Source organism: Blautia sp. An46 (assembly GCF_002161645.1).
In the GTDB taxonomy this organism is placed as follows: Bacteria; Bacillota; Clostridia; order Lachnospirales; family Lachnospiraceae; genus Blautia; species Blautia ornithocaccae.
Genome location: NZ_NFIF01000012.1, coordinates 20,643 through 39,334 on the forward strand (window position 1 = coordinate 20,643; position 18,692 = coordinate 39,334).

General features: G+C 45.4%; 22 protein-coding genes. 9 read left to right on the plus strand and 13 right to left on the minus strand.

Annotation, left to right across the window (positions count from 1 at the left end):
- The first annotated feature begins 2 nt into the window (after positions 1-2).
- From B5G00_RS10860 to B5G00_RS10875, 4 genes are all read left to right on the plus strand, one after another.
- Positions 3-653 (plus strand): ABC transporter ATP-binding protein, encoded by a 651-nt coding sequence (locus B5G00_RS10860; RefSeq protein ID WP_087202279.1) that lies wholly within the window; start codon positions 3-5, stop codon positions 651-653.
- Positions 654-736: 83 nt separating this feature from the next.
- A complete protein-coding gene (locus B5G00_RS19960; RefSeq protein WP_087202281.1) occupies positions 737-892 on the plus strand; it encodes a helix-turn-helix domain-containing protein in 156 nt (51 codons plus the stop codon).
- Positions 893-1,223: 331 nt separating this feature from the next.
- Positions 1,224-2,009 carry a helix-turn-helix domain-containing protein gene (locus B5G00_RS10870; protein WP_087202283.1) on the plus strand — a complete coding sequence of 262 codons (786 nt, stop codon included), beginning with the start codon at positions 1,224-1,226 and terminating at the stop codon, positions 2,007-2,009.
- Positions 2,010-2,152: 143 nt separating this feature from the next.
- The gene (locus B5G00_RS10875; RefSeq protein WP_087202286.1) at positions 2,153-2,590 is read left to right on the plus strand and encodes a hypothetical protein; all 438 of its coding nucleotides are present in this window, start codon (positions 2,153-2,155) and stop codon (positions 2,588-2,590) included.
- Between the two features lie 117 nt (positions 2,591-2,707).
- On the opposite strand, the gene B5G00_RS10880 is transcribed toward B5G00_RS10875, so the two are convergent.
- The 13 genes from B5G00_RS10880 to B5G00_RS10940 form a co-directional block, all read right to left on the minus strand.
- Positions 2,708-3,439, minus strand: a complete 732-nt coding sequence (locus tag B5G00_RS10880) for a Fic family protein (protein ID WP_087202288.1) — start codon at positions 3,437-3,439, stop codon at positions 2,708-2,710.
- Positions 3,440-3,551: 112 nt separating this feature from the next.
- The gene (locus B5G00_RS10885) at positions 3,552-3,833 is read right to left on the minus strand and encodes a hypothetical protein (RefSeq protein WP_242971336.1); all 282 of its coding nucleotides are present in this window, start codon (positions 3,831-3,833) and stop codon (positions 3,552-3,554) included.
- On the minus strand, positions 3,833-4,372 hold the full coding sequence (locus tag B5G00_RS10890; RefSeq protein ID WP_087202290.1) for a hypothetical protein: 540 nt from the start codon (positions 4,370-4,372) through the stop codon (positions 3,833-3,835). The genes B5G00_RS10885 and B5G00_RS10890 overlap by 1 nt, the downstream gene beginning before the upstream one ends.
- 2 nt (positions 4,373-4,374) lie before the next feature.
- Positions 4,375-4,938 (minus strand): hypothetical protein, encoded by a 564-nt coding sequence (locus B5G00_RS10895; RefSeq protein WP_087202292.1) that lies wholly within the window; start codon positions 4,936-4,938, stop codon positions 4,375-4,377.
- On the minus strand, positions 4,935-5,183 hold the full coding sequence (locus tag B5G00_RS10900; protein WP_087202294.1) for a hypothetical protein: 249 nt from the start codon (positions 5,181-5,183) through the stop codon (positions 4,935-4,937). The genes B5G00_RS10895 and B5G00_RS10900 overlap by 4 nt, the downstream gene beginning before the upstream one ends.
- Before the next feature lie 7 nt (positions 5,184-5,190).
- Positions 5,191-5,727 (minus strand): sigma-70 family RNA polymerase sigma factor, encoded by a 537-nt coding sequence (locus B5G00_RS10905; protein ID WP_158095412.1) that lies wholly within the window; start codon positions 5,725-5,727, stop codon positions 5,191-5,193.
- 15 nt (positions 5,728-5,742) lie between these two features.
- Positions 5,743-6,270: an AbrB/MazE/SpoVT family DNA-binding domain-containing protein gene (locus tag B5G00_RS10910; RefSeq protein WP_158095413.1), complete on the minus strand. Its 528-nt coding sequence runs from the start codon at positions 6,268-6,270 to the stop codon at positions 5,743-5,745.
- Positions 6,271-6,353: 83 nt separating this feature from the next.
- Positions 6,354-7,040 (minus strand): hypothetical protein, encoded by a 687-nt coding sequence (locus tag B5G00_RS10915; protein WP_087202300.1) that lies wholly within the window; start codon positions 7,038-7,040, stop codon positions 6,354-6,356.
- Positions 7,041-7,063: 23 nt separating this feature from the next.
- Positions 7,064-9,181 (minus strand): nitric oxide reductase activation protein NorD, encoded by a 2,118-nt coding sequence (locus tag B5G00_RS10920; protein WP_204244060.1) that lies wholly within the window; start codon positions 9,179-9,181, stop codon positions 7,064-7,066.
- 4 nt (positions 9,182-9,185) lie between these two features.
- Positions 9,186-9,437 carry a helix-turn-helix transcriptional regulator gene (locus B5G00_RS10925; protein ID WP_330396353.1) on the minus strand — a complete coding sequence of 84 codons (252 nt, stop codon included), beginning with the start codon at positions 9,435-9,437 and terminating at the stop codon, positions 9,186-9,188.
- 19 nt (positions 9,438-9,456) lie between these two features.
- A complete protein-coding gene (locus B5G00_RS10930) occupies positions 9,457-11,271 on the minus strand; it encodes an AAA family ATPase (RefSeq protein WP_087202304.1) in 1,815 nt (604 codons plus the stop codon).
- A 15-nt stretch (positions 11,272-11,286) separates the two neighbouring features.
- A complete protein-coding gene (locus B5G00_RS10935) occupies positions 11,287-12,057 on the minus strand; it encodes a hypothetical protein (RefSeq protein ID WP_242971337.1) in 771 nt (256 codons plus the stop codon).
- Between the two features lie 169 nt (positions 12,058-12,226).
- A complete protein-coding gene (locus B5G00_RS10940) occupies positions 12,227-13,012 on the minus strand; it encodes a hypothetical protein (RefSeq protein WP_087202305.1) in 786 nt (261 codons plus the stop codon).
- A gap of 365 nt (positions 13,013-13,377) precedes the next feature.
- Here B5G00_RS10940 and B5G00_RS10945 point away from each other — a divergent pair, with 365 nt between their 5' ends.
- The 5 genes from B5G00_RS10945 to B5G00_RS10965 all read left to right on the plus strand — a co-directional run bounded on the left by B5G00_RS10945 (position 13,378) and on the right by B5G00_RS10965 (position 18,602).
- Positions 13,378-14,001, plus strand: a complete 624-nt coding sequence (locus B5G00_RS10945; RefSeq protein WP_087202307.1) for a TetR/AcrR family transcriptional regulator — start codon at positions 13,378-13,380, stop codon at positions 13,999-14,001.
- Entirely contained in the window at positions 13,998-14,888 is an 891-nt protein-coding gene (locus B5G00_RS10950) for an ABC transporter ATP-binding protein (RefSeq protein ID WP_087202309.1), read from the plus strand. The genes B5G00_RS10945 and B5G00_RS10950 overlap by 4 nt, the downstream gene beginning before the upstream one ends.
- A complete protein-coding gene (locus B5G00_RS10955; RefSeq protein WP_087202311.1) occupies positions 14,885-15,682 on the plus strand; it encodes an ABC transporter permease subunit in 798 nt (265 codons plus the stop codon). Before B5G00_RS10950 ends, B5G00_RS10955 begins: the two co-directional genes overlap by 4 nt.
- A gap of 266 nt (positions 15,683-15,948) precedes the next feature.
- The gene (locus tag B5G00_RS10960; protein WP_087202313.1) at positions 15,949-16,365 is read left to right on the plus strand and encodes a winged helix-turn-helix domain-containing protein; all 417 of its coding nucleotides are present in this window, start codon (positions 15,949-15,951) and stop codon (positions 16,363-16,365) included.
- A 704-nt stretch (positions 16,366-17,069) separates the two neighbouring features.
- A complete protein-coding gene (locus tag B5G00_RS10965; protein ID WP_087202315.1) occupies positions 17,070-18,602 on the plus strand; it encodes an ABC-F family ATP-binding cassette domain-containing protein in 1,533 nt (510 codons plus the stop codon).
- The last annotated feature ends 90 nt before the right edge of the window (positions 18,603-18,692 follow it).

The window sequence follows — 18,692 nt, forward strand, 5'->3', positions numbered from 1 at the left end:
CTATGTCATTGATCGTGTTGAAAAATATTAAAAAGGAATATGGAAAAAAACAAGTTTTATTTAATGATTTGTCTTTAGAGATAGATCAAGGAGAATTTGTTGGCCTTATTGGAAAAAGCGGTGCAGGTAAAACAACACTTCTAAATATAATCGGACTGATTACTGATATATCGGCGGGAACGATAACGATTGGAAATTATAAAAATTTGTCCATGAAAAGCAAAAATGCTATGCTCCTTAGACGGCATACCATAGGTTATCTTTTTCAAAATTATGGGTTGGTAGAAGATGAAAGTGTATTATGGAATTTGAAATTGGCCCTTGAATATAAAAAAATAGGTAAAGGCGAGAAATTAAGAAAAATCAACAAGTACTTAAACCAGTTTGGTTTAGGTGATATGCTTAATAAGAAAATATATCAGTTGAGCGGAGGTGAACAGCAGCGAGTCGCTATTATTAAATTGATTCTGCAAGGAAGCAAAATCATATTAGCTGATGAACCCACTTCTGGACTTGATAAAGATAATGAAGCAGTTGTGATGTCACTTCTAAAAAAATTGAATGAAAGTGGAGTTACAATAATTATGGTAACTCACAACCTGAACTTGTGCGACTATTTTTCCAGAGTAATAGATGTAGAAAAATATAGGTAAGACATTTGAAAAAAATTGGATAAAGCTGATTGTATATTACAAGGTAAGTAGGTACGGATGATCAGCTACTTACAAGAGAATAAATCCACGAAGCAGTCTGGGATGATATTCCTATAAGTGTGTATGCAAAGGTCGAATGTATGATTTACAGTATCCGGAAGAAACTCAGGGCTTATACTGACAGGCAATATATCCAGACTGTCTGGGGAGTAGGATACACATTTGATCCGGGAACATAAAAGGAGCCGTCCGTGAGGGCGGCTCTGAAGCATTTACTAAAGCAAAAAGAAATTAAATTGTTTAAGGGGGGATTTTCTCATACCTAAACGGGCTTCAAGAAGACGGGTATGGAGAAATATCAAATACTATATTAGAATTTTATTGAATGGTTGAATAGTAGCTGTTATAATGTGGAGGTTCAAAATTAGGAGCTATTTCAGCAAAAATCCTTTTTTGTGCTGATGTAACAGGGGTGCAACGTGAAGTTGACAATGTGCATTTCAAGAAATATGGAAAATTACAGTGCGGTTTGATAAGATCTGTTCATCAAATCGCAGGAGGTATAACAAAATGAATTTCGGAGAAAAGATTTTTAAGTTGAGAAAGGAAAAAGGATTATCGCAAGAGGCTTTAGCAGAACAAATTGGAACGACTCGACAAGCGATTAGTAAATGGGAAAATAATCAAGGATTTCCAGAAACAGAGAAACTTTTGCAGTTGTCCAATATTTTTGAAGTATCAACAGATTTTCTATTGAAAGAGGAAAAGTCTGTAAAAGATGCGGCAGAAGAAAGAGGATACTATGTAAGTAAAGAACTGGCAAAAGGATATATCGCTAACCAGAAAAGAATAAGCCGTTATATCAGCATAGGTTTTATGGCATTTGCATTGGCAGGTATACCCTATACGATGTTCCCTGCCGGCACTACCTGGCGTTATTTAGGCATGGCTATTTGCGGCGTTGCAGGAATTATCTCTATTGTTCTTGGGATATTTTCTGACCAGCAGCAATATACGATCTTAAAACAAGAGCCTTTGCTGTTTGATTACGAGTATATAAAAGAACTGAAAGCAGAGTATGCATCAAAGAAGAAAAATTATAGTACTGTTGCTATCCCTTGTACGGTTTTGTTTGTATTAGGTCTTCTTATTCTTGCTTTAACCGCAAGAGGGTACTTTTCATGGACAGAATATCATTCGTTTGTCTTCCTTGGGTTTAGCATTGGATTTTTAGGGTTCGTATATTCTGCAGGTGTGATGGAAGCGTATGAGCTGTTGGTTAATAATGAACAGTATTCTGCAGGTTTCCTCTTCAAATTAAAGAGAAAGCTGAAAAGGAAAATTGACACTATGTAAGTGCGGAATCTGAGCAGTTGCTGTTATATTAATTATGATGTTAATTATGATGATATGGTGTTAATGGAAAGGATTAGGTATAATTGAGATATCAACAAATTTACATTCATCTTTTTGTAGCTGCCTGAAAGGAAGTGTGTTGAATGTTTCGATTGTCACCAATAAAATTGTGGAGAAAAATCTCGGTAATAATATTTTTGATAGCGGTAATTTTTACCCTGATCGGTACTTTTTCCATTCATGATAATTTAGTTATACATTGGAGTGGCGCAGGAGTTCCAAATAATTCTACCGGAAAATGGATTCTATGGGTAATGCTATTATTGGTTTTTTTATCCATGTTTACGCATAGTAGTTTTTCAAAAAAACGCTCTGGACAAAATTCATTAAGTATAGAGATGTCAGGTGCTCTTTCGTCTGGTCTGGCAGCTATGTGGACTATAATAATTATAATATTGGTAACTTATAATTTCTATACAATGATAGCCATTCCTATTATCGGTACAATAGCTATTGTTTTCTGCTACATTTTGCTTGCTGTAATCGCTTATATTCGAGACAGGAAAAATATCAAATCCTAATTTGTTTGGAAACATAAGAGCTTGTATGCAAACAAGGTATCATATAACTATTGCTTGAACTCGCCTTTTCAGGCTGCAAACGAAAAGGAGCCGTCCGTGCGGGCGGCTCGAAATCATTTAGTCTTCGCTAAGAAAATAGTCCACTTTCTTAGCATATTCTTCCTGCTCTTCCATAAACAGTTCTTCCAGAAGTCCGGTCTTTCCGGTTTCCCGGTATTCCTTCAGCCCTTCGATGTATCTGCCACGGAACTTGTCCTCAATGACCACCGGCATCAGATCAGCTTTTAAGCATTCCCGGAACAGGATCAGCCTGCCGGTCCTGCCGTTGCCGTCCTGGAAGGGATGCAGCGCCTCATACCGGGCGTGGAACTGAGCCATGACGGAAAGAGTCTTGACTGAAATTCCGTGATACCAGGCGAGAAGCTCCCGCATTTTTTCCGGCACCTCTTTAGGAAGGGCGGTTTCATACATTCCCACCATATTGGGACGCTCTTTATAATCCCCGATGGCATAGCCGTTGGCTCGGTCTTCAAACACACCGCTTTTCAGCTCAAAGTGGAACGCCTTAATGAGTTCCTCGCTCAAAGGCTCATCCAGCGTGTCGATCATCTTATTGAACATCAGAAAGTGACCGTTGGTTTCCTCTACATCTTTGGCCCGGTAATAATCATCACTGCGGGGCAGCATACCGGTGTCAAACAGAGAGGCTGTCTGCTCCTCATTCAGTGTGGAGCCTTCGATCTTATTGGAGTTGTAAGCCAGCGTCCGCTGGGTATAGGCGTAGATACCGGAGCGGTCAAATTTCTTCCGCTCAATCCGGAAACGCCGGATCAGTTCTTCGTTCTTCATAGGAAATCGCTCCTTCTTATTCTCAATGAGTCTATTTTACCATACTGCCTCGACAAGATACAGAGGGGATTTTCTGTCGGATCTGACAGAAATCTCAAGCCTGGGATGCAGGCTATCCGTTGGGGATTTGTAGCTCCAGTTCCGCAATCTGCCATTCCATCCAGTCTCCATGAACGACAGCAGTAGCAGACCAACCTTCCAGAAAGCTGTATTCCCGGTCAGAATCTTCTTGTTCTACCCCGTCCAGGGCGCTTTCATAGGCAGCTTTCATTGCTGCGTACACTTCCTCGTAGTCGGTGCTGACGATGGGATCTGTCAGACCGTCCGTATACCCGTGTAAAACATAAATCTTTATCGGTGTATTTCCTTGCGTATTCTTGCGGACATTTGTCATCAGGCGGCCTCCTTTTCACATCCGGGCCAGGTAATATGGCACTCACATTCGGTCAGCTCCGGATCGTGCTTTAAAGCTCCGTAAACTGCCTCCCGCTCTTTGGCGGAATCATATTCTTTATCCAGCTTGATGATTTCTGGCTGGATAGCCGGATCATTTGCATAAGAGGCGGTGACAATGCCATCCTCGATGACCAGCACCAAACGGGGCGCCGATTCTGTATGCGGGCGCAGTTCACCGTTTAAAATCTGTTTCTCGATTGCATCGATCACGTTCTCCATCGTAACATGATAGGAAACATTGCTGTCCTCCAGTTTCTCATACAGTTCATAGGCTGTACACAGGATATCTGTCTCATGTTCCAGTGTCTGATAAGGAAGGTTACAAAGTCCGATCCTGTCTTGTCGCCGGTCTTCGCATTGCCCGATAAAATCCTGGAAAAAGCAGTGCTTTTTGTAGATTTCATGCGCTTCCCGTATTTGCGGAAAAGTTAGTGCAAAAGCGAGTTCTTCTGGTGTTTCATTTCTTTCTAATATCATAACTATTGTTCTCCTTTCTGAAGGAGGGCTGCGCCTGGCAGCACAGCATCCTCCTGTTTCCTGTAAATCAGTAATGTTCCCCGCAGATCCAGCGGCTGGTCTATCCATCCTCCGTCCTGGTAGATCTGTCTGGTCAGGGTATTATAGATGACCGGCGTTTTTTCAATATCCGCAAGGTCAGCCACCAGACAGGTTTCCCGGTCAATATAGGGCCAGAGTGCCGCTTCGATCTCTTCCCGCAGCTTCAGTGCCATCCGGTGGATCTTCGACACGTCATAGTCTCTGGTCAGGCTTTTGCCAATCTCCTTTGGCATCCGGGAGCGGTCAATGGCAGCCTGTACCACAGCTGTCTGTTCCTCCAGAGAAAAATTCGGATTGATCAGAAGGTGGTGGCAGGCGACCAGAAGGACAAATTCCTGGACGCTTTCCCGGATCTGTGCCTTCAGCTCCTCATAAGGAATACGGTATACGCTCTTTAAAGTTTCCAGAGGAACCCGTTCCCGGTTGAGCTTCAGGGTGGAGAGCAGCTTTTGCAGGCTGCTCCCCCGTTCATAAATATCAGTCAAGCGCACATCACCTCAATCTCTGCCGGACGGCGTGCATAGGTCAAATGGTAAACGGTGTTTTCAGTTTCAAATACGACTCCGTCCTGCGATACCTCCAGGATCTGCTGGACCAGGGAGGTAGACAGGGACCGGGAGCCTGTTAGGATCCAGGCCCGCTCATGCAGCCGCAGGGGCAGGCTGAGGGTGGCGGTCAGATGGATCTGTTTCTTTTTTACTGGCATAGTCGTGATTTTTTCATTCGTCATAAAAGAGTCACACCTCCATTCCATCCAGACTCCGTACTTTTCTGCGGAGGCGGTAGAACCGGCTGTGTACCCCATGGGAGGTAATATTACAGATCTCGGCAATTTCGTGGTAGGTGTAGCCGTCCGCCTGCAGATGGACCACCTGGCGCTCCTTCGGCGTCAGATAAGCCAGAAGCGCCAGCAGGCGGTTCCGGTCATCCATTGCCTCTGCCAGACGTTCCTGCCGGACAGGAAGGAAAACGTCCAGTTCAGCGGTATCTTCCTGATACTCTTCCAGATAAGCCCGGCGCATGGGACGGTTCTGTTTTTTCCATTCCGTTGCCAGTGCATCCCGCATGGCGATGCGGGCGATGGTGGAGAAGCGGTACTGCTGAAGTTCCGGTTTCTCCAGATAATCCTGTACGGCTTTCAGATAGCCAAAGACAGCGGTATCGTAGTAATCCTCGATATTCAGGTGGCGTCCGTTCAGATACTGATAGATAAAATCGTGGTGCTTCTCTGCGAAAATTCTCTGTTCTTCTGTTAATGGGTGCAATGCTTTCATAATCATTCGTCCTTTCTATTCATTCGGTTTGTATTTCCGGGTAATCATGTTTGCTATCAGGCGTGTGCAGTTACACTCGGCGCCCGATAAGCACCGTCCTGGCTCCGGGATCAGCAATAGCGCTGCTTTTTTAGAAGCCAGAGCTAAAGTGACCGGAAACAGTGCGGCAACCTTCCGGGAGCAGTCGGGAACTGGAGGGCAGAGGCCTGATTGAGAAAACATTTCTCTGCCCTCCTCGATAAGAGAGCGCAGTTCCTCTGTGATCTGTGCGCCTTCTGGCAGATAGCAGCCTTTGGATGCCAGGATGCAGTCAGTGCTGCTGATGGCAAGCCCGCAGCGGATGTTCTTATAGAGAGGCTCCAGGAAATCCCGAAGTTCTTTGGAACCGGTATTCCGGGGCGTACACTTCCGGATGCGGATGGTTGTCCCGTCCGTGGCAATCTCCAGGGTGCTGCCGCTGCGGATGCCTGTTTCTTTGCGGATATCCGCAGGGATGATGATGCGCCCCTGGGTATCCATGTTTCGTATCACGGCAATACTCATAAAAACCGTCCTTTCTTTTACGCCGGAACAGAAAAAGAAGCGGGGCTTCCGCTTCCTTTCCTGCATGGTTGTATCGTATGTTTCTATGCTGCGTATGGGTAAGGCTGCCGCTGCATCTGCTGGCGCTGGGCCTGCTGATTTGCGAGCATCTCTTTCCCGTTTGAGATCAGCGGCGGGGCAATGCAGCGCTCCCATTCGGTCACATAGGCATCCACCCGCTTTAAGAGCAGGTAGAGATCCATGTCCGTGAGCTGGATAAAGGCAGATTTGTCCATCTGGAAGCTGCCCGACTGCATATAGGAGCCGCCGTTTCGATTCTGTACTTTGATCCCCCTTCCGTTTATGATCTGGATCCGCCACGGGTTCTTCATTTCCCTGCCGTCGGATGCCCGAGCGTGCCTGGAAATGGAAAACTGCTGTGCGGTGGAGTACCCGTACTGATCGGGTTCCCCAAAGATCTTGCTGATACTCCATTCAAATTCCTGAAAGCCTGCGGTAAGGCGGGTGAGGAAAAACTGCACCTGCTCCGGGCTTAAATGGAACCGGGTGATGATATTGCGTTCCCCGGTGCCGTTGGAATAATCCTGGATAGACACGCCGATGAGCGAGTGAACCTTATGATTGTTCTCTGAGAACTCTCCCTTGGCGTGTATCTGTGCATAGCTGCCAGGCAAAGCGGCCCGCAGCCGGTCATGGAATGAAATCAGTTTTTTGTCATTCTGGACCTTACAGATCTGGTCCGATGCCAGATTCTGATAAGACTGGCTCATAAGTTATCCCTTCTTTCTATGATTTATTTGAGGTACTGTTTAACGAGGAGCGTCAGGTTTTTCGGCAGGTCATCCAGACGGGTAATGTCCAGAAACCCTTCCTGATAGATGCGCTGGATGGCATCCTTGTCCTCTCCAATGGCTGCCGCAAACAGAACAATATTCTGTCTGGCGTATTCCTTCTTGATTCCCCGCAGGTCCGCCTCTGCCTCCGTGCCGCGATAACCGGTATCGGCTGGCTGACCGTCGGAGATCAGGATCAGAAGTTTCCGGTTCTCCGGTCTTTTCGCCAGATGCTCTGCAACAAAGCGGAGCGCTGCGCCGTCCCGGTTGCCGCTGCGGTCTATCATATCCATCAGCCGGTAGCGGTCATTCTCGTCCACAGAGTCAAACTCCGCATAGGAATAGAGGGCTACGCCCCGGTAATCCGTGGAATGGCCATAGATGGTTACCGGGATCCCCAGGCTGACACAGAAGTCATAAAGGACAATGGCTGTCTTTCTGGCGTGAGTGATACGGTCACCCCAGCCCATAGATCCGCTTTCGTCAATCAGGAGCCCTACTGCCAGCCGCTGTTCATCGGCTGGGAGCCTGGTCCGGATGAAGAAAGAACCGTCCTGGTGATGAAAGGAGCGCATATCCAGCCGCCGTCCATACAGAAGGTTCTTCTGCTTTCTGCCTTCCGCCTCCTCTTTTAAGAGGGGCAGGATGGAACTCTGCAGGCGCTTGGAAGCCCGGAGAAGAGGAGGTGCAACTTCCTCATACTGCCGGATCAGCTGGTCTGGGATGTCCTGAACCCGATGAATGGTCACATGGATACCGGCATGGGCATTTCCGTAATGGATATCATTTGCTGCTTTCTGTAATTCTTCTGTCAGCTGCTGCTCATAGGCTGCCTGTGCTTTTTCTGTTGCGGCTTCATTTAAGACACGGGCAATATCTGATGCCGCATCCTCATAGCCGGTGCCGGCATACTGGGATGCGTAGGTTACGCCCGGATCATTGCCGTCTAAAATAGCGCTGGTCTTGGCAAGGGCAATCCGCCCGCCTTCCTCCGCCATCACTTTTTCCGCTTCCTTTAGGCTTTCCTGACGGCCTTTGGAAGAAAAGAAATCTGCGTCTTGCGGATCGGTGCCTGCGCCTCCTTTGGCGGCAGGGATATTCTTTACCTCTCCACCGCCTTTTCCCAGAGGAATGGGCGTGCCGCCTGCAATCTGCTGATCCAGAAGATCCTGAAGCTCCTCTGTTGCTTCCGTTTCATCCTGGTGTTCCAGCTTCTCCCGCATTTCTTCTACCAGCGGTTTGATAAAGTCCCAGAACAGGACAAGCAGGCAGTTTGTCGCAGTCAGCCGTTCTTTGATCGATGGTGCTTCCAGCGCCGTGTCGATATACTCCATACCATCGGCCAGCACATCCAGGTATTCGCTGTCGCTGTGGAAGCGGTTACTGATGGTGCCGGACCGGCAATAAGCCAGAAGCAGGTTGGAGGCAATCGTAAACGGCTGGTAGTTCCGGCTGAGCTGTTCGTGAAGATCCGGGATCTGCTCCAGCATCCGCAGGTTATTGAGCTGGATACCCTTTCGGAAGCTGCCGGGAAAGGCAGCACACATCCTTGCTTCAATATAGATGTCTTCCAGGATGTTCTGAAGAGAAGCCGCACAGGTCTGCAAGGTCAGAGATACGGCCTTGTCCTTTTCCTGCAGGGCGTCCAGGATTTCCGTCTGGTTTTTCTGATAGGCCGGCAGTTCTACGGAAGGATCTTCCGGGTAAAAAGAGCCGTTCCCCAGGTTTGTCAGGTAAAGGTTCCGGGTGGTGAAATCCGTAAACAGAAGATGTGCCGTCTCATGTCCGGTCATCCCTACCAGGCTCAGCGCCCGCAGGAAGCGGGACGGAAAGCTCTGGGTAACATGGTTTGCCGCATTCAGGTAGATCTTATAAGAGTCTGTGTAAGCCAGTGCCGCACCATCAGATTCGTCCCAGGAAATCAGTGCCTGCAGACCGTAGCAGTAACGCCCGGTAGCAGCACGTGCCTGGGAGGTCAGATACTGATGGAAGGCAGAGGACGTAAAAAATTCCTGATCGGTAATGGAAGATTCCTCTTCCCGGATCATCTGCTTTAATTTTTTCTGGTTACTGTTCAATCTTCTATTTCCTTTCTGTGAGATTTTTTGTCAGCAGGTCTTCCACGGAGCAGCCGTAATAATCTGCCAGTTTCAGGACAGCATAGGCAAGCGGAGTGGCCCTGCAGTTTTCGTAATTCATAATGGTTTTTGGCGGCAGGTGTAAGATCCGTGCCACCGCTCTTTGGGAAAGCCCGCCCTGAGATTTGCGTAAGTAGGACAGGTTTTTTGCAAGAAGTGCATACATTTCTGGTTCTGTAAGAGGCGTTTTACCCACTGGCTTGCCTCCTCTCTTTTCAGGATGGCAGGACAGTATCCAGACAGCTTTCCTCAACCTCCGCACGGCTGATCGCATCTGCCGTAGCAGAAGGCAGGATGGTGTAATGGGCCGCCTCCCGGATATCGCCGCAGACCATATAGGACTGCACCCAGGAAATCAGTTCCCGGACACCGCAGCATCCATCTGTGATCAGGTTTTCCCGACAATATTCCGAGATGGAGTGGACAATCCGTGCCATTGTCTGAACGGTCTTTTTCTCTTTGCAGCCGGTAACGCCAAGTACACGTTCCACCAGTGTCTCATCATCCGGCTCCATCAGGTCGATGAGCACACTCATACGGGAGATTACGGACTGGTTTAAGGGCTTGCAGCCTGCATAGTCATTGTTTGTTGTTACGACGATCACCATATCCGGATGCCGCTGTACCGTTTCACCGTTGGGGAGAAACACACTGTTGCATCGGTCCATCAGGGAGTTTAATCCCACTAGCACACCGGGATTTGCAATGACCGTCGGCTCCTGTATCTCAATCAGGTATCCGTTCCGTATTGCTTCCACCAGCGGCGTATCCACGTAGCGGAAATGCTGCTGGCTGGTTTTGGAGGCATAGTATTCGTGCATTTCATTAAAAATAGTATCAATGAGCTGCTTGTAGACCTGATCTTCTGTAACATTTTCATCGTAGGTTCCGGTCAGTTTTTCATAGGCGCTTGCCGGGTCCAGCATGATATCCTGGAAAGACGGATACTGCCGCTCCAGGGCAGTGCGTTTCCCGTCCACATCCGGCAGGATCTGCCCGAGCAGATCGAATACCTCTGTATTTGCGGAACAGGTCAGGCACCGGTAAGGAAGATGAAGCCCGGAAGCAACTGCTTTGGCTCCTTCCGTTTTTCCCGTACCGGCAGGGCCACGAAGGAGAAAGTTCCGCATGGGCTGTACCGTGTCCGTAGTGACTTTTGCGTGTTCACAGATCCGTTTGACTTCCTTCGGGATGATATACCAGTCCGGCAGTACCGGGACGGTCAGTTCCTCCTCCGGAGTCAGTACACGGGCAGGTGACAGGATATACTGTCCCACAAAATCCGCTTTCGCTATGACTTCCGCTTTCTTCTTAAAGGTGTTGCCGGGTTTCAGTACCTGGAAAGCCCCGTGGATGATTTCCGTAGGCGCATAGGTTCCCGTTTGAAGAGCCAGCGGCTTCAAAAGCGGGATGACACCATTGGCAGCAATATCCGTGCGGATTCCTCCCGTTGCGAGCGTATCACTGTATCGGATCCGGCGGTAAGCATTGTCACAAAGGACAGCCGCCGTTTCTGCCGCCTCGTCCATGTCCGGATAACCGGCTGCACGGTATTCTTTTAACTGCTGGTATTTCTCATTGAACTCCTCATCGGAAAGAAACGTAGGCATCAGAGCGAATAACAAAGCAGTTCCTGTATTCTCGGAATCTTTGAATACATATTTCTCCGGTGTATTTTCTGTATCCGGCGGCACCGTGTACTTCCCGGCAATAAATTTCCCGTTTGCAGGGTTATAGACCACCACATGAAGTTCTCCGGTACGGCTGGGATATTCTGCCACTGTATAGGTATTGGTCTGGCTCCCGATTGCGCCCAGTTCCTCTGCCGACTTCCCGCCTGCGGACTCCTCCAGTTCCATGTAGGTCAGGACGGCCTGCAGGGTAGCCGCATGGAGGGTGCTTCTCTTCTGCGGCTGGGTACAGTATTTGGATGCGATATTCTTAAACACGGCGTCATCCGTATAGTCTTTGAAAGGGTCCGGGAGCGTGCGCTGGAAGGTCCAGCTCTCCACTAATTTTCCTCTTGCCATCGTTGCTTTTCCTCCTTATGCCCAGGTGATCTCTACTGCGTTTTCTGTTTCTGCCGCTTCCAGTTCATCATCGGCAAACACCTGCAGGAGTGCAGGCCAGTAGGCTTTCGGCGGGAAATGCTCCAGCTTTCCCTTTACTTCCGGCTCCTTCCCGTTGAGGATATAAACATCCCCCTGTTCTCCGATGAACAGCTTCTGGTGTCCTTTTGCCTGCAGGTTCCCGATCATTTCCACAAGGAATGGTTTCCCGATCAGGGAGTACCAGGACGCAGGATCAACCTTTGGCGTATCCGGGGATGCGGCTTTGTCGCCTTTCCGTTTCAACGCAGAGACAGTCAGCATCTGAAGATGCAGGCTGCCGTATTCATCCATGGACACTTCCGCAAAGTTATGGTCACCGGTGTTTCTGGTGGATAAGCGGATCGCATCTCCATCCAACAGGTGGGAAAGACGCAGGGGTTCTGCAAATTCCCAGGTGGCTTCCGGAAAAGCAGACTGAAGTGTGTCTGTGATCTGATAGCTGATCTGCCGGATCAGGATGGTTTCCAAATCCGAGTTCCCGTTTCCAGTATCTGTTGCCCTACCAGCCGGGATCTGGAGCTTCCGGAGTCCGGAAGCAAGCGGAGGGATGATAAGGATTGCTAGGGAAACAATGACTCCCGCAGCGGCAATACCAGTCATCAGATAGGACTGGCTTCCCTTTGGAAGCAGAAATGCCGCCGCAAACAGGCACAGTACAGTGATCTGTAAGATCTTTTTGATCGTTCTGGTTTTCTTTGCTTTCATGTAAATTCTTCCTTTCTTCCTAAACTTGCTGTGCCGCACCCGGGAGAGCCGATGATCGGCGCTCTCCTGGATCCTGTGCGGACACAAAAAAAGAACTGCCTGTACGGAGTAGTCTCCGGGTGCAATTCTCTACATGGATCGTTTCTTATGTGATTTTTTGTGTTCAGCATCAAGCGACAAAGGGAAGTGTCTCTGCCTGCTGTTCTGTAACCTGGGTAAACCCATCTCCCGGATAGCCTCCCTGTGTTCCCGGAGCTGCCCCGCTTGCAGGAGCATAGCCGCCGGAAGGCTGCTGGTTCGGATTGCCCTGTGCGTAATTGGGTGCGTTTCCAGGATTTGGAGTATAGCCGTTCTGGGGCTGTCTGTAACCGTTCTGTGGTACGTTCCCCTGTGGAGTAGTTGTTCTTCCCTGTCCTCCCCGTGCATATCCATTCTGGTTTTGCGGTGCGGCGCCTGTAGGAGCATAATTGCCGGCAGGAGCACCGGATGCCTGTGGATAGCCGCCCTGTGCAGGTGTCGGGTATCCGCCCTGCTGATTGGGAACAGGAGCTCCTCCGGGCTGTCCATAGCCGTTCTGAGGAACGCCTCCAGGTACACCGGGATTGGCTCCATTTGCATCGTCATAAGTCATAGGTGCAAACTGCCAGTCTTTGACAACCACGCTGGGGCCGGAGTTCGGTTTCCCCTGGTTTTTCCCTTTCTGATGAATGAAGGGATGCAGCTCCAGCTCTCCAATGATAATCAGACCGGTTGACTTTTTTACTCCTGCTTTGATCAGGCGGTCTGCTAGAAATGAATTGAAATAGCAGGAATAAAATACAGTTTCTTTCTTTCCGTCTGCTCCCCGCTGGGGGCAGGAGATGTCCAGAGTCGTATAGGTCGTGTTGCTGTTCTTTGCCTGCATGATCTGAGGATCCGATGTTGGCCTCCCTGGTAAAAAGATGATTGCTGACATAGAAATTCTCCTTTCTGCCTCTTTGGGCGTTAAAATAAATAATAGTGAAAATAAAAAAAGTGCCATTACAGTGCCGTAAAAAACGGCATTATAATGACACGATTTTCCAACTTAAACAGCATGTGTCCTGGGTGAATAGCCCAGACTCCCATTTCGGGATAACACAAGAACTCAAATACAAGATTATAGTAGCACAAGATATAGTGGGTGTCAAATGGAAAGAAACGATATATTGATATTTTAAAACCAAAGGTATTGTTGAGAAAATATAGAGAAGAACTTAAGAAGTGGTCGCTGGGGTCTTGAAAAAAATAGTCAACGTATTAGAATAGAATTGACTAAAACAGTCAAAGGAGGTCTAAAAATTGTCTGCGGAGAAGTTTGAAGAATTACCGTCTGAAAAGAAAATGCGGATTATAAACGCAGGACTGGAATGTTTCGGGCAATACGGATATAAAAAGGCAAACACTGATTTGATTGTGGAAAAAGCAGGAATATCTAAAGGACTGTTATTTTACTACTTCAAAAATAAAGAAACCTTTTATCTTTACTTGTGCGATTTTTGCAGTAAAGTTTCTTTGGAAGCAGTAGATGTAGCGAAAATGAGTGCCATAACTGATTTTTTCGATATGTTGGACTTCGGGATAAGAACCAAATTGAAAATATGGTCTGACTATCCTTATATGTATGATTTTTCGTTGCGGATGGTTCTTTTTCAAGACGAAAAAGTTTCGGCTTCGGTTAATGATTATCTCGCTGAAAATTTTAATACCACATTCGATGAATACTTCAAGCACATTGACTTTTCGCTATTCAAAGAGGACATTGATCCGAAGTACATTTACAAAATGTTTTCGTGGTTATCCGAGGGTTATCTGTCTGAAAAGCATCGAACCAATCAACCGATTGTGTTTGATGAGGCTATTGCGGAATTTGAAAAATGGAAAGCAATGATTAAACAGATTAGTTATAAAGAGGAATACCTATGAAGATGATTGAAGCACACAACTTGACAAAAGATTATGGAAACCATAGAGGCATTTTTGATTTAAGTTTTACTGTTGACCAAGGAGAGGTTGTTGGATTTCTGGGATCAAACGGTGCGGGCAAAACAACGACCATAAGACACTTGATGGGTTTTATCCATCCCCAGCAGGGTATATCTAAAGTATTTGATATGGATACGTTCTCTGCGGCAAAGCAAATACAGTCAAAGGTTGGCTATTTACCGGGAGAAATATCATTTTTGAATGATCGAATGACTGGCAATGAGTTCATCCGATTTATGATGGAAATAAAAGAGAATGTTTCCGCAGAACAGGTTCGACACCTCGTAGATTACTTTGAATTGGATACTCGTATCAAGATCAAAAAAATGTCAAAGGGGACAAAACAGAAATTAGGGTTAGTCGTTGCATTTATGCACAATCCATCTGTGTTAATCTTAGATGAACCGACCAGCGGATTAGACCCTATTATGCAAAATAAGTTTGTCGAGCTTATAAAATCAGAAAAAAGCAAAGGCAAAACGATATTTATGTCATCCCATATTTTTGAAGAAGTTGAAAATACTTGTGATAGAGTGCTGATGGTTAAGGATGGACACTTGATTGCCGATAAAGGTATCCAGAGTATTCGAGATACGAACAAAAAACATTACACGATTACCTTTGCAACCCCTGAACTTGCAAAGACATTTACACAGGTTCATGCTGGCAGTACATTCGATGGAAATTACAAGGTATCTTTTCTGCTGGATAGCTCTGTCAATGATCTTGTGCATGAGTTAGTACATTACGATGTGCAGGATATAGCAGTAAGAAACCAAACAATCGAAGAAGTATTTTTGCAGTATTATGGAGGAACCAAAGCATGATCCGCTCATTGATGAAGCAGGAAGTAAAAGTAAACTACAAATTATATATTGTTTTTTTGAGTATCATCGCAATGTATGCTGTCACATTGGTGGCAATGTATGACCCATCGCTAAAGGACAGCCTGAAATCATTAGAGGAAAGTATGCCGGTTGTTCTTGCTGCTTTCGGAATGCAGGATATGGGGACGACCTTGCTGGATTTCATCATTACATATCTGTATAAATTTGTTTTGATTGTTACACCGTTCATTTACAGCATCGTAATGTGCTATCGCCTACTTGCAAAGTATGTGGAAAATGGATCACTTGCCTATCTGCTAAATTCAAAGCATGGAAGAACGAAAATTGTTTTAACACAATGGGTCAATCTATTTTTGGGGTTAGTCGTGATGATCTCATTCAATACAGGATTGATGATTGTATGCTGCTCCATGATGTTCAAAGGTGCGTTGGATATACCCCGGTTTTTAATACTCAATTTAGGCTTGCTCGTCCTGCAATTATTTATTGCGGCGTTCTGCTTTATGTTTGCTTGCTTATTCACTGATGTTAAATATTCAATCGGCTGTGGGGCCGGGGTTATTTCGTTGTTCATCATAATGCAGATGTTTTTTTCCGTATATGATAGTGCCAAAATTCTTCTGTACTGCAATCCATTGAGTTTGTTCAACCCACAGCAGCTTATCAATGGAAATATTGTTTCGGTTATTAGTCTTGTGGTTTTGCTGGGATTAACTGCTATTTTCCTGATTATTGGATTGCTGGGATTTAGACGAAAAGATTTAGCACTTTAAGAAAATATATCTATTTCCTGCCGGACAACGGCAAAAGAAAAAGCCGTTGTTCAGCAGGCAAACGGATGGTTACAGAGCAAAAAATAATGGAGGTGTAAACTATTGCCTGAGAACATCAAATGAGATGCCGTGTTCCAGAGTATTATTGACACATGGCTACCCCTGATTGGAGTGGTTGCCGCAATCATTGTAATTGTTGTGATCGTCCATGTGATTAAGAAAAAGGGGAAATAAATCACTACGAATAATTGAATAGGTGGCAAGCAATGGAGCAAATCGAAATCATCCTTCGCTTCACGGATACAACTGGTAAAGTAACAGAGCAGCTTCTGACTAAATTCAATACAGAGAAACCAGCGACAGGGAATGATAAGGTTCTCCAGTATTCCGGTCTTTGTATTGATCCGATCCAACATCAGGTTTCTTACGAGGGGAACACACTTCCTCTTACAGAGACTTATGAATTTCAGACTCTTGCTTATCTTGCCAGTCAGCCAGGGAGAGTCTATACGAAAGAACAGATCTTTCAGGCAGTCTGGAAGGAAGAACCTGTGGATGTGAGCAGTGCTGTCTTTTGCATCATAAAGAATATCCGACAGAAGCTGCGGAAGGTTACAACAAAAGAATATATCCAGACCGTTTGGGGAGTCGGATACAAGTTTGTTGATGTCCCAGGGGAGTGATCCCCTGGGATGTTTTCAGTATGAAGGTATGCTCATATTCTAATTTTAATAGCATGTGTCCTGGGTGAATGGCCCAGACTCCCATTTCGGGATGACACAAAAACTCAAATACAAGATTATAGTAGCACAAGATATAGTGGGTGTCAAATGCAAAAGCAAACTAGATATAGATTTGCCGGGCGGATATATCCAGACTGTGTGGGGAGTCGGATACAAATTTGTGGATGTCTCAGGGGAGTAATCTCCTGGGGTTTTCATATATGATTTATGGATTGCTCTAATGTCGGAAAGTAATATTCATAAGTCTGTAGATAGTTAAAGTTAGAGATTGACAAAAAATGTTCCTCATAGTATTATTTGGAACTGAGATGACACCTCTTGAGAAGGAGATAAACCATGAATTTTCATTTGACTGATCGGAGAAAAAAGAAAATCAACTCTGTACAATCCATTCCGATGAAACATTGTACAGAGTATAGCGTATAAATAACGCAGTTAGATTTCATCGGAAAGCCAAGGGAATACTATATCCATTTTTAGAAATTGGCTTTCCGTGTAGCTATGATGTGTATAAGGCTATAGGCAATGTTTTGTCTGTAGCCTTTTGTTATTTTGGATTACCATATTAAAGGCAGAAGGCGGATACCATTTGTATCATGACTTTCTGCCTTTTTTATTTTTTTATGTAGAAAGGAATCAAAGAAATGAGTTTATTAGAAGTTGAAGGATTATCACATTCTTTTGGAGAAAATACGCTTTATAGAAATGCCAGTTTTACATTGAATAAAGGAGAACACATTGGTATTGTTGGACAGAACGGGACAGGGAAAAGCACTTTAATTAAAATCTGTATAGAAAAGATTATACCTGATCATGGACGGATTATCTGGCAGCCGGATATTACGATTGGGTACTTAGACCAATACGCAGAAATCGACCGTACAGTGACGATGAAAGATTTTTTGAAATCAGCGTTTGCAAAGTTGTTTGAGATGGAGGCGCAGACGATACAGTTATATGAAAAGGCTGCTGAGGGAGATTTAAGAAGCATGGAGCTTGCCGCTCGTTATCAGGAGCAGCTTGAAACACATGACTTTTATTCTATTGATACTGCGATAGAACGTGTCGCAAATGGATTAGGGTTGCTTGCCATTGGTCTTGAACGATCCATTGCGGAAATGAGTGGAGGCCAACGAGCCAAGGTGATTTTAGCAAAGTTATTACTTGAAAAACCAGATGTATTATTATTAGATGAGCCGACTAACTTTTTAGATAAAGAGCATATATCATGGCTGGCAGAATATCTATCTAATTTAGAAAACGCTTTTTTAGTTGTTTCCCATGATTTTAGCTTTCTGGATAAGGTAGCGAACCGCATTTGTGATATAGACAACAATACGATTACGAAATACTATGGCACATATTCTGAATTTTTGCGGAAGAAAACCTTGCTTCGGGAAGATTATGTAAGACAATATGCAGCCCAGCAAAAGAAAATTAAAAAGACAGAAGAATTTATACGAAAGAATATAGCGGGAAGAAAAGCAAAAATGGCAAGGGGACGGCAAAAGCAGCTCGATCGTATGGAGAAATTGGAGGCGATAGATCAAAAAGAGATTATCCCCTATTTCCATTTTCCTGTTTTGCCCTTGACGAATACGGAACATCTTCTTGTGAAGCATTTGGCGGTTGGCTATCATTATCCTGTATTGTCAGATATAGAATTTAGTATTATGGGAGGGCAAAAAGTTGTTATTACAGGATTCAATGGAATTGGAAAATCAACCTTGTTAAAAACCTTAATCGGGAAAATCCCGTTAATGCAAGGGAAGTTTAAATTCTCCGATCAGGTTACGATTGGATATTTTGAACAGGATTTATTATGGGATGAACCAGAAAAGACACCAATACAAATTGTTTCCAATGCTCATCCCGATATGGTAATCAAAGATGTCCGTAAACAGTTAGCACGTTGTGGAATATCAAGCAAACACGCAATGCAGCCTGTTGAAACATTAAGTGGAGGAGAACAGGCAAAAGTAAAAATGTGCCTGCTGACTTTAACACCTTGTAATTTTCTAATTTTGGATGAACCTACAAATCATCTGGATGTACAAGCAAAGGAAGCTTTGAAAACAGCACTTATGGATTTTGCTGGAACTGTATTAATTGTATCACATGAGGAAGATTTTTACCGCGACTGGACTCAGAAAGTAATTAACGTTGAAAGAAATTAATTCAAAAATATGATAATAATTGGCAGGTGGCAGAGCGATGGAGCAGATCGAAATCATCCTACGTATTACGGAATCATCTGGAAAAGTAAC

Excerpts from the sequence above, each read along its gene's own strand:
- B5G00_RS10950 (WP_087202309.1), top strand. The coding sequence starts at position 13,998 with ATGAAGATGATTGAAGCACACAACTTGACAAAAGATTATGGAAACCAT.
- B5G00_RS10860 (WP_087202279.1), top strand. The coding sequence starts at position 3 with ATGTCATTGATCGTGTTGAAAAATATTAAAAAGGAATATGGAAAAAAA.
- B5G00_RS10870 (WP_087202283.1), top strand. The coding sequence starts at position 1,224 with ATGAATTTCGGAGAAAAGATTTTTAAGTTGAGAAAGGAAAAAGGATTA.
- B5G00_RS10885 (WP_242971336.1), bottom strand. The coding sequence starts at position 3,833 with ATGACAAATGTCCGCAAGAATACGCAAGGAAATACACCGATAAAGATT.
- B5G00_RS10965 (WP_087202315.1), top strand. The coding sequence starts at position 17,070 with ATGAGTTTATTAGAAGTTGAAGGATTATCACATTCTTTTGGAGAAAAT.
- B5G00_RS10955 (WP_087202311.1), top strand. The coding sequence starts at position 14,885 with ATGATCCGCTCATTGATGAAGCAGGAAGTAAAAGTAAACTACAAATTA.
- B5G00_RS10875 (WP_087202286.1), top strand. The coding sequence starts at position 2,153 with ATGTTTCGATTGTCACCAATAAAATTGTGGAGAAAAATCTCGGTAATA.
- B5G00_RS10890 (WP_087202290.1), bottom strand. The coding sequence starts at position 4,372 with ATGATATTAGAAAGAAATGAAACACCAGAAGAACTCGCTTTTGCACTA.
- B5G00_RS10910 (WP_158095413.1), bottom strand. The coding sequence starts at position 6,270 with ATGAGTATTGCCGTGATACGAAACATGGATACCCAGGGGCGCATCATC.
- B5G00_RS10915 (WP_087202300.1), bottom strand. The coding sequence starts at position 7,040 with ATGAGCCAGTCTTATCAGAATCTGGCATCGGACCAGATCTGTAAGGTC.
- B5G00_RS10880 (WP_087202288.1), bottom strand. The coding sequence starts at position 3,439 with ATGAAGAACGAAGAACTGATCCGGCGTTTCCGGATTGAGCGGAAGAAA.
- B5G00_RS10935 (WP_242971337.1), bottom strand. The coding sequence starts at position 12,057 with ATGAAAGCAAAGAAAACCAGAACGATCAAAAAGATCTTACAGATCACT.
- B5G00_RS10930 (WP_087202304.1), bottom strand. The coding sequence starts at position 11,271 with ATGGCAAGAGGAAAATTAGTGGAGAGCTGGACCTTCCAGCGCACGCTC.
- B5G00_RS10960 (WP_087202313.1), top strand. The coding sequence starts at position 15,949 with ATGGAGCAAATCGAAATCATCCTTCGCTTCACGGATACAACTGGTAAA.
- B5G00_RS10940 (WP_087202305.1), bottom strand. The coding sequence starts at position 13,012 with ATGTCAGCAATCATCTTTTTACCAGGGAGGCCAACATCGGATCCTCAG.
- B5G00_RS10905 (WP_158095412.1), bottom strand. The coding sequence starts at position 5,727 with ATGAAAGCATTGCACCCATTAACAGAAGAACAGAGAATTTTCGCAGAG.
- B5G00_RS10900 (WP_087202294.1), bottom strand. The coding sequence starts at position 5,183 with ATGACGAATGAAAAAATCACGACTATGCCAGTAAAAAAGAAACAGATC.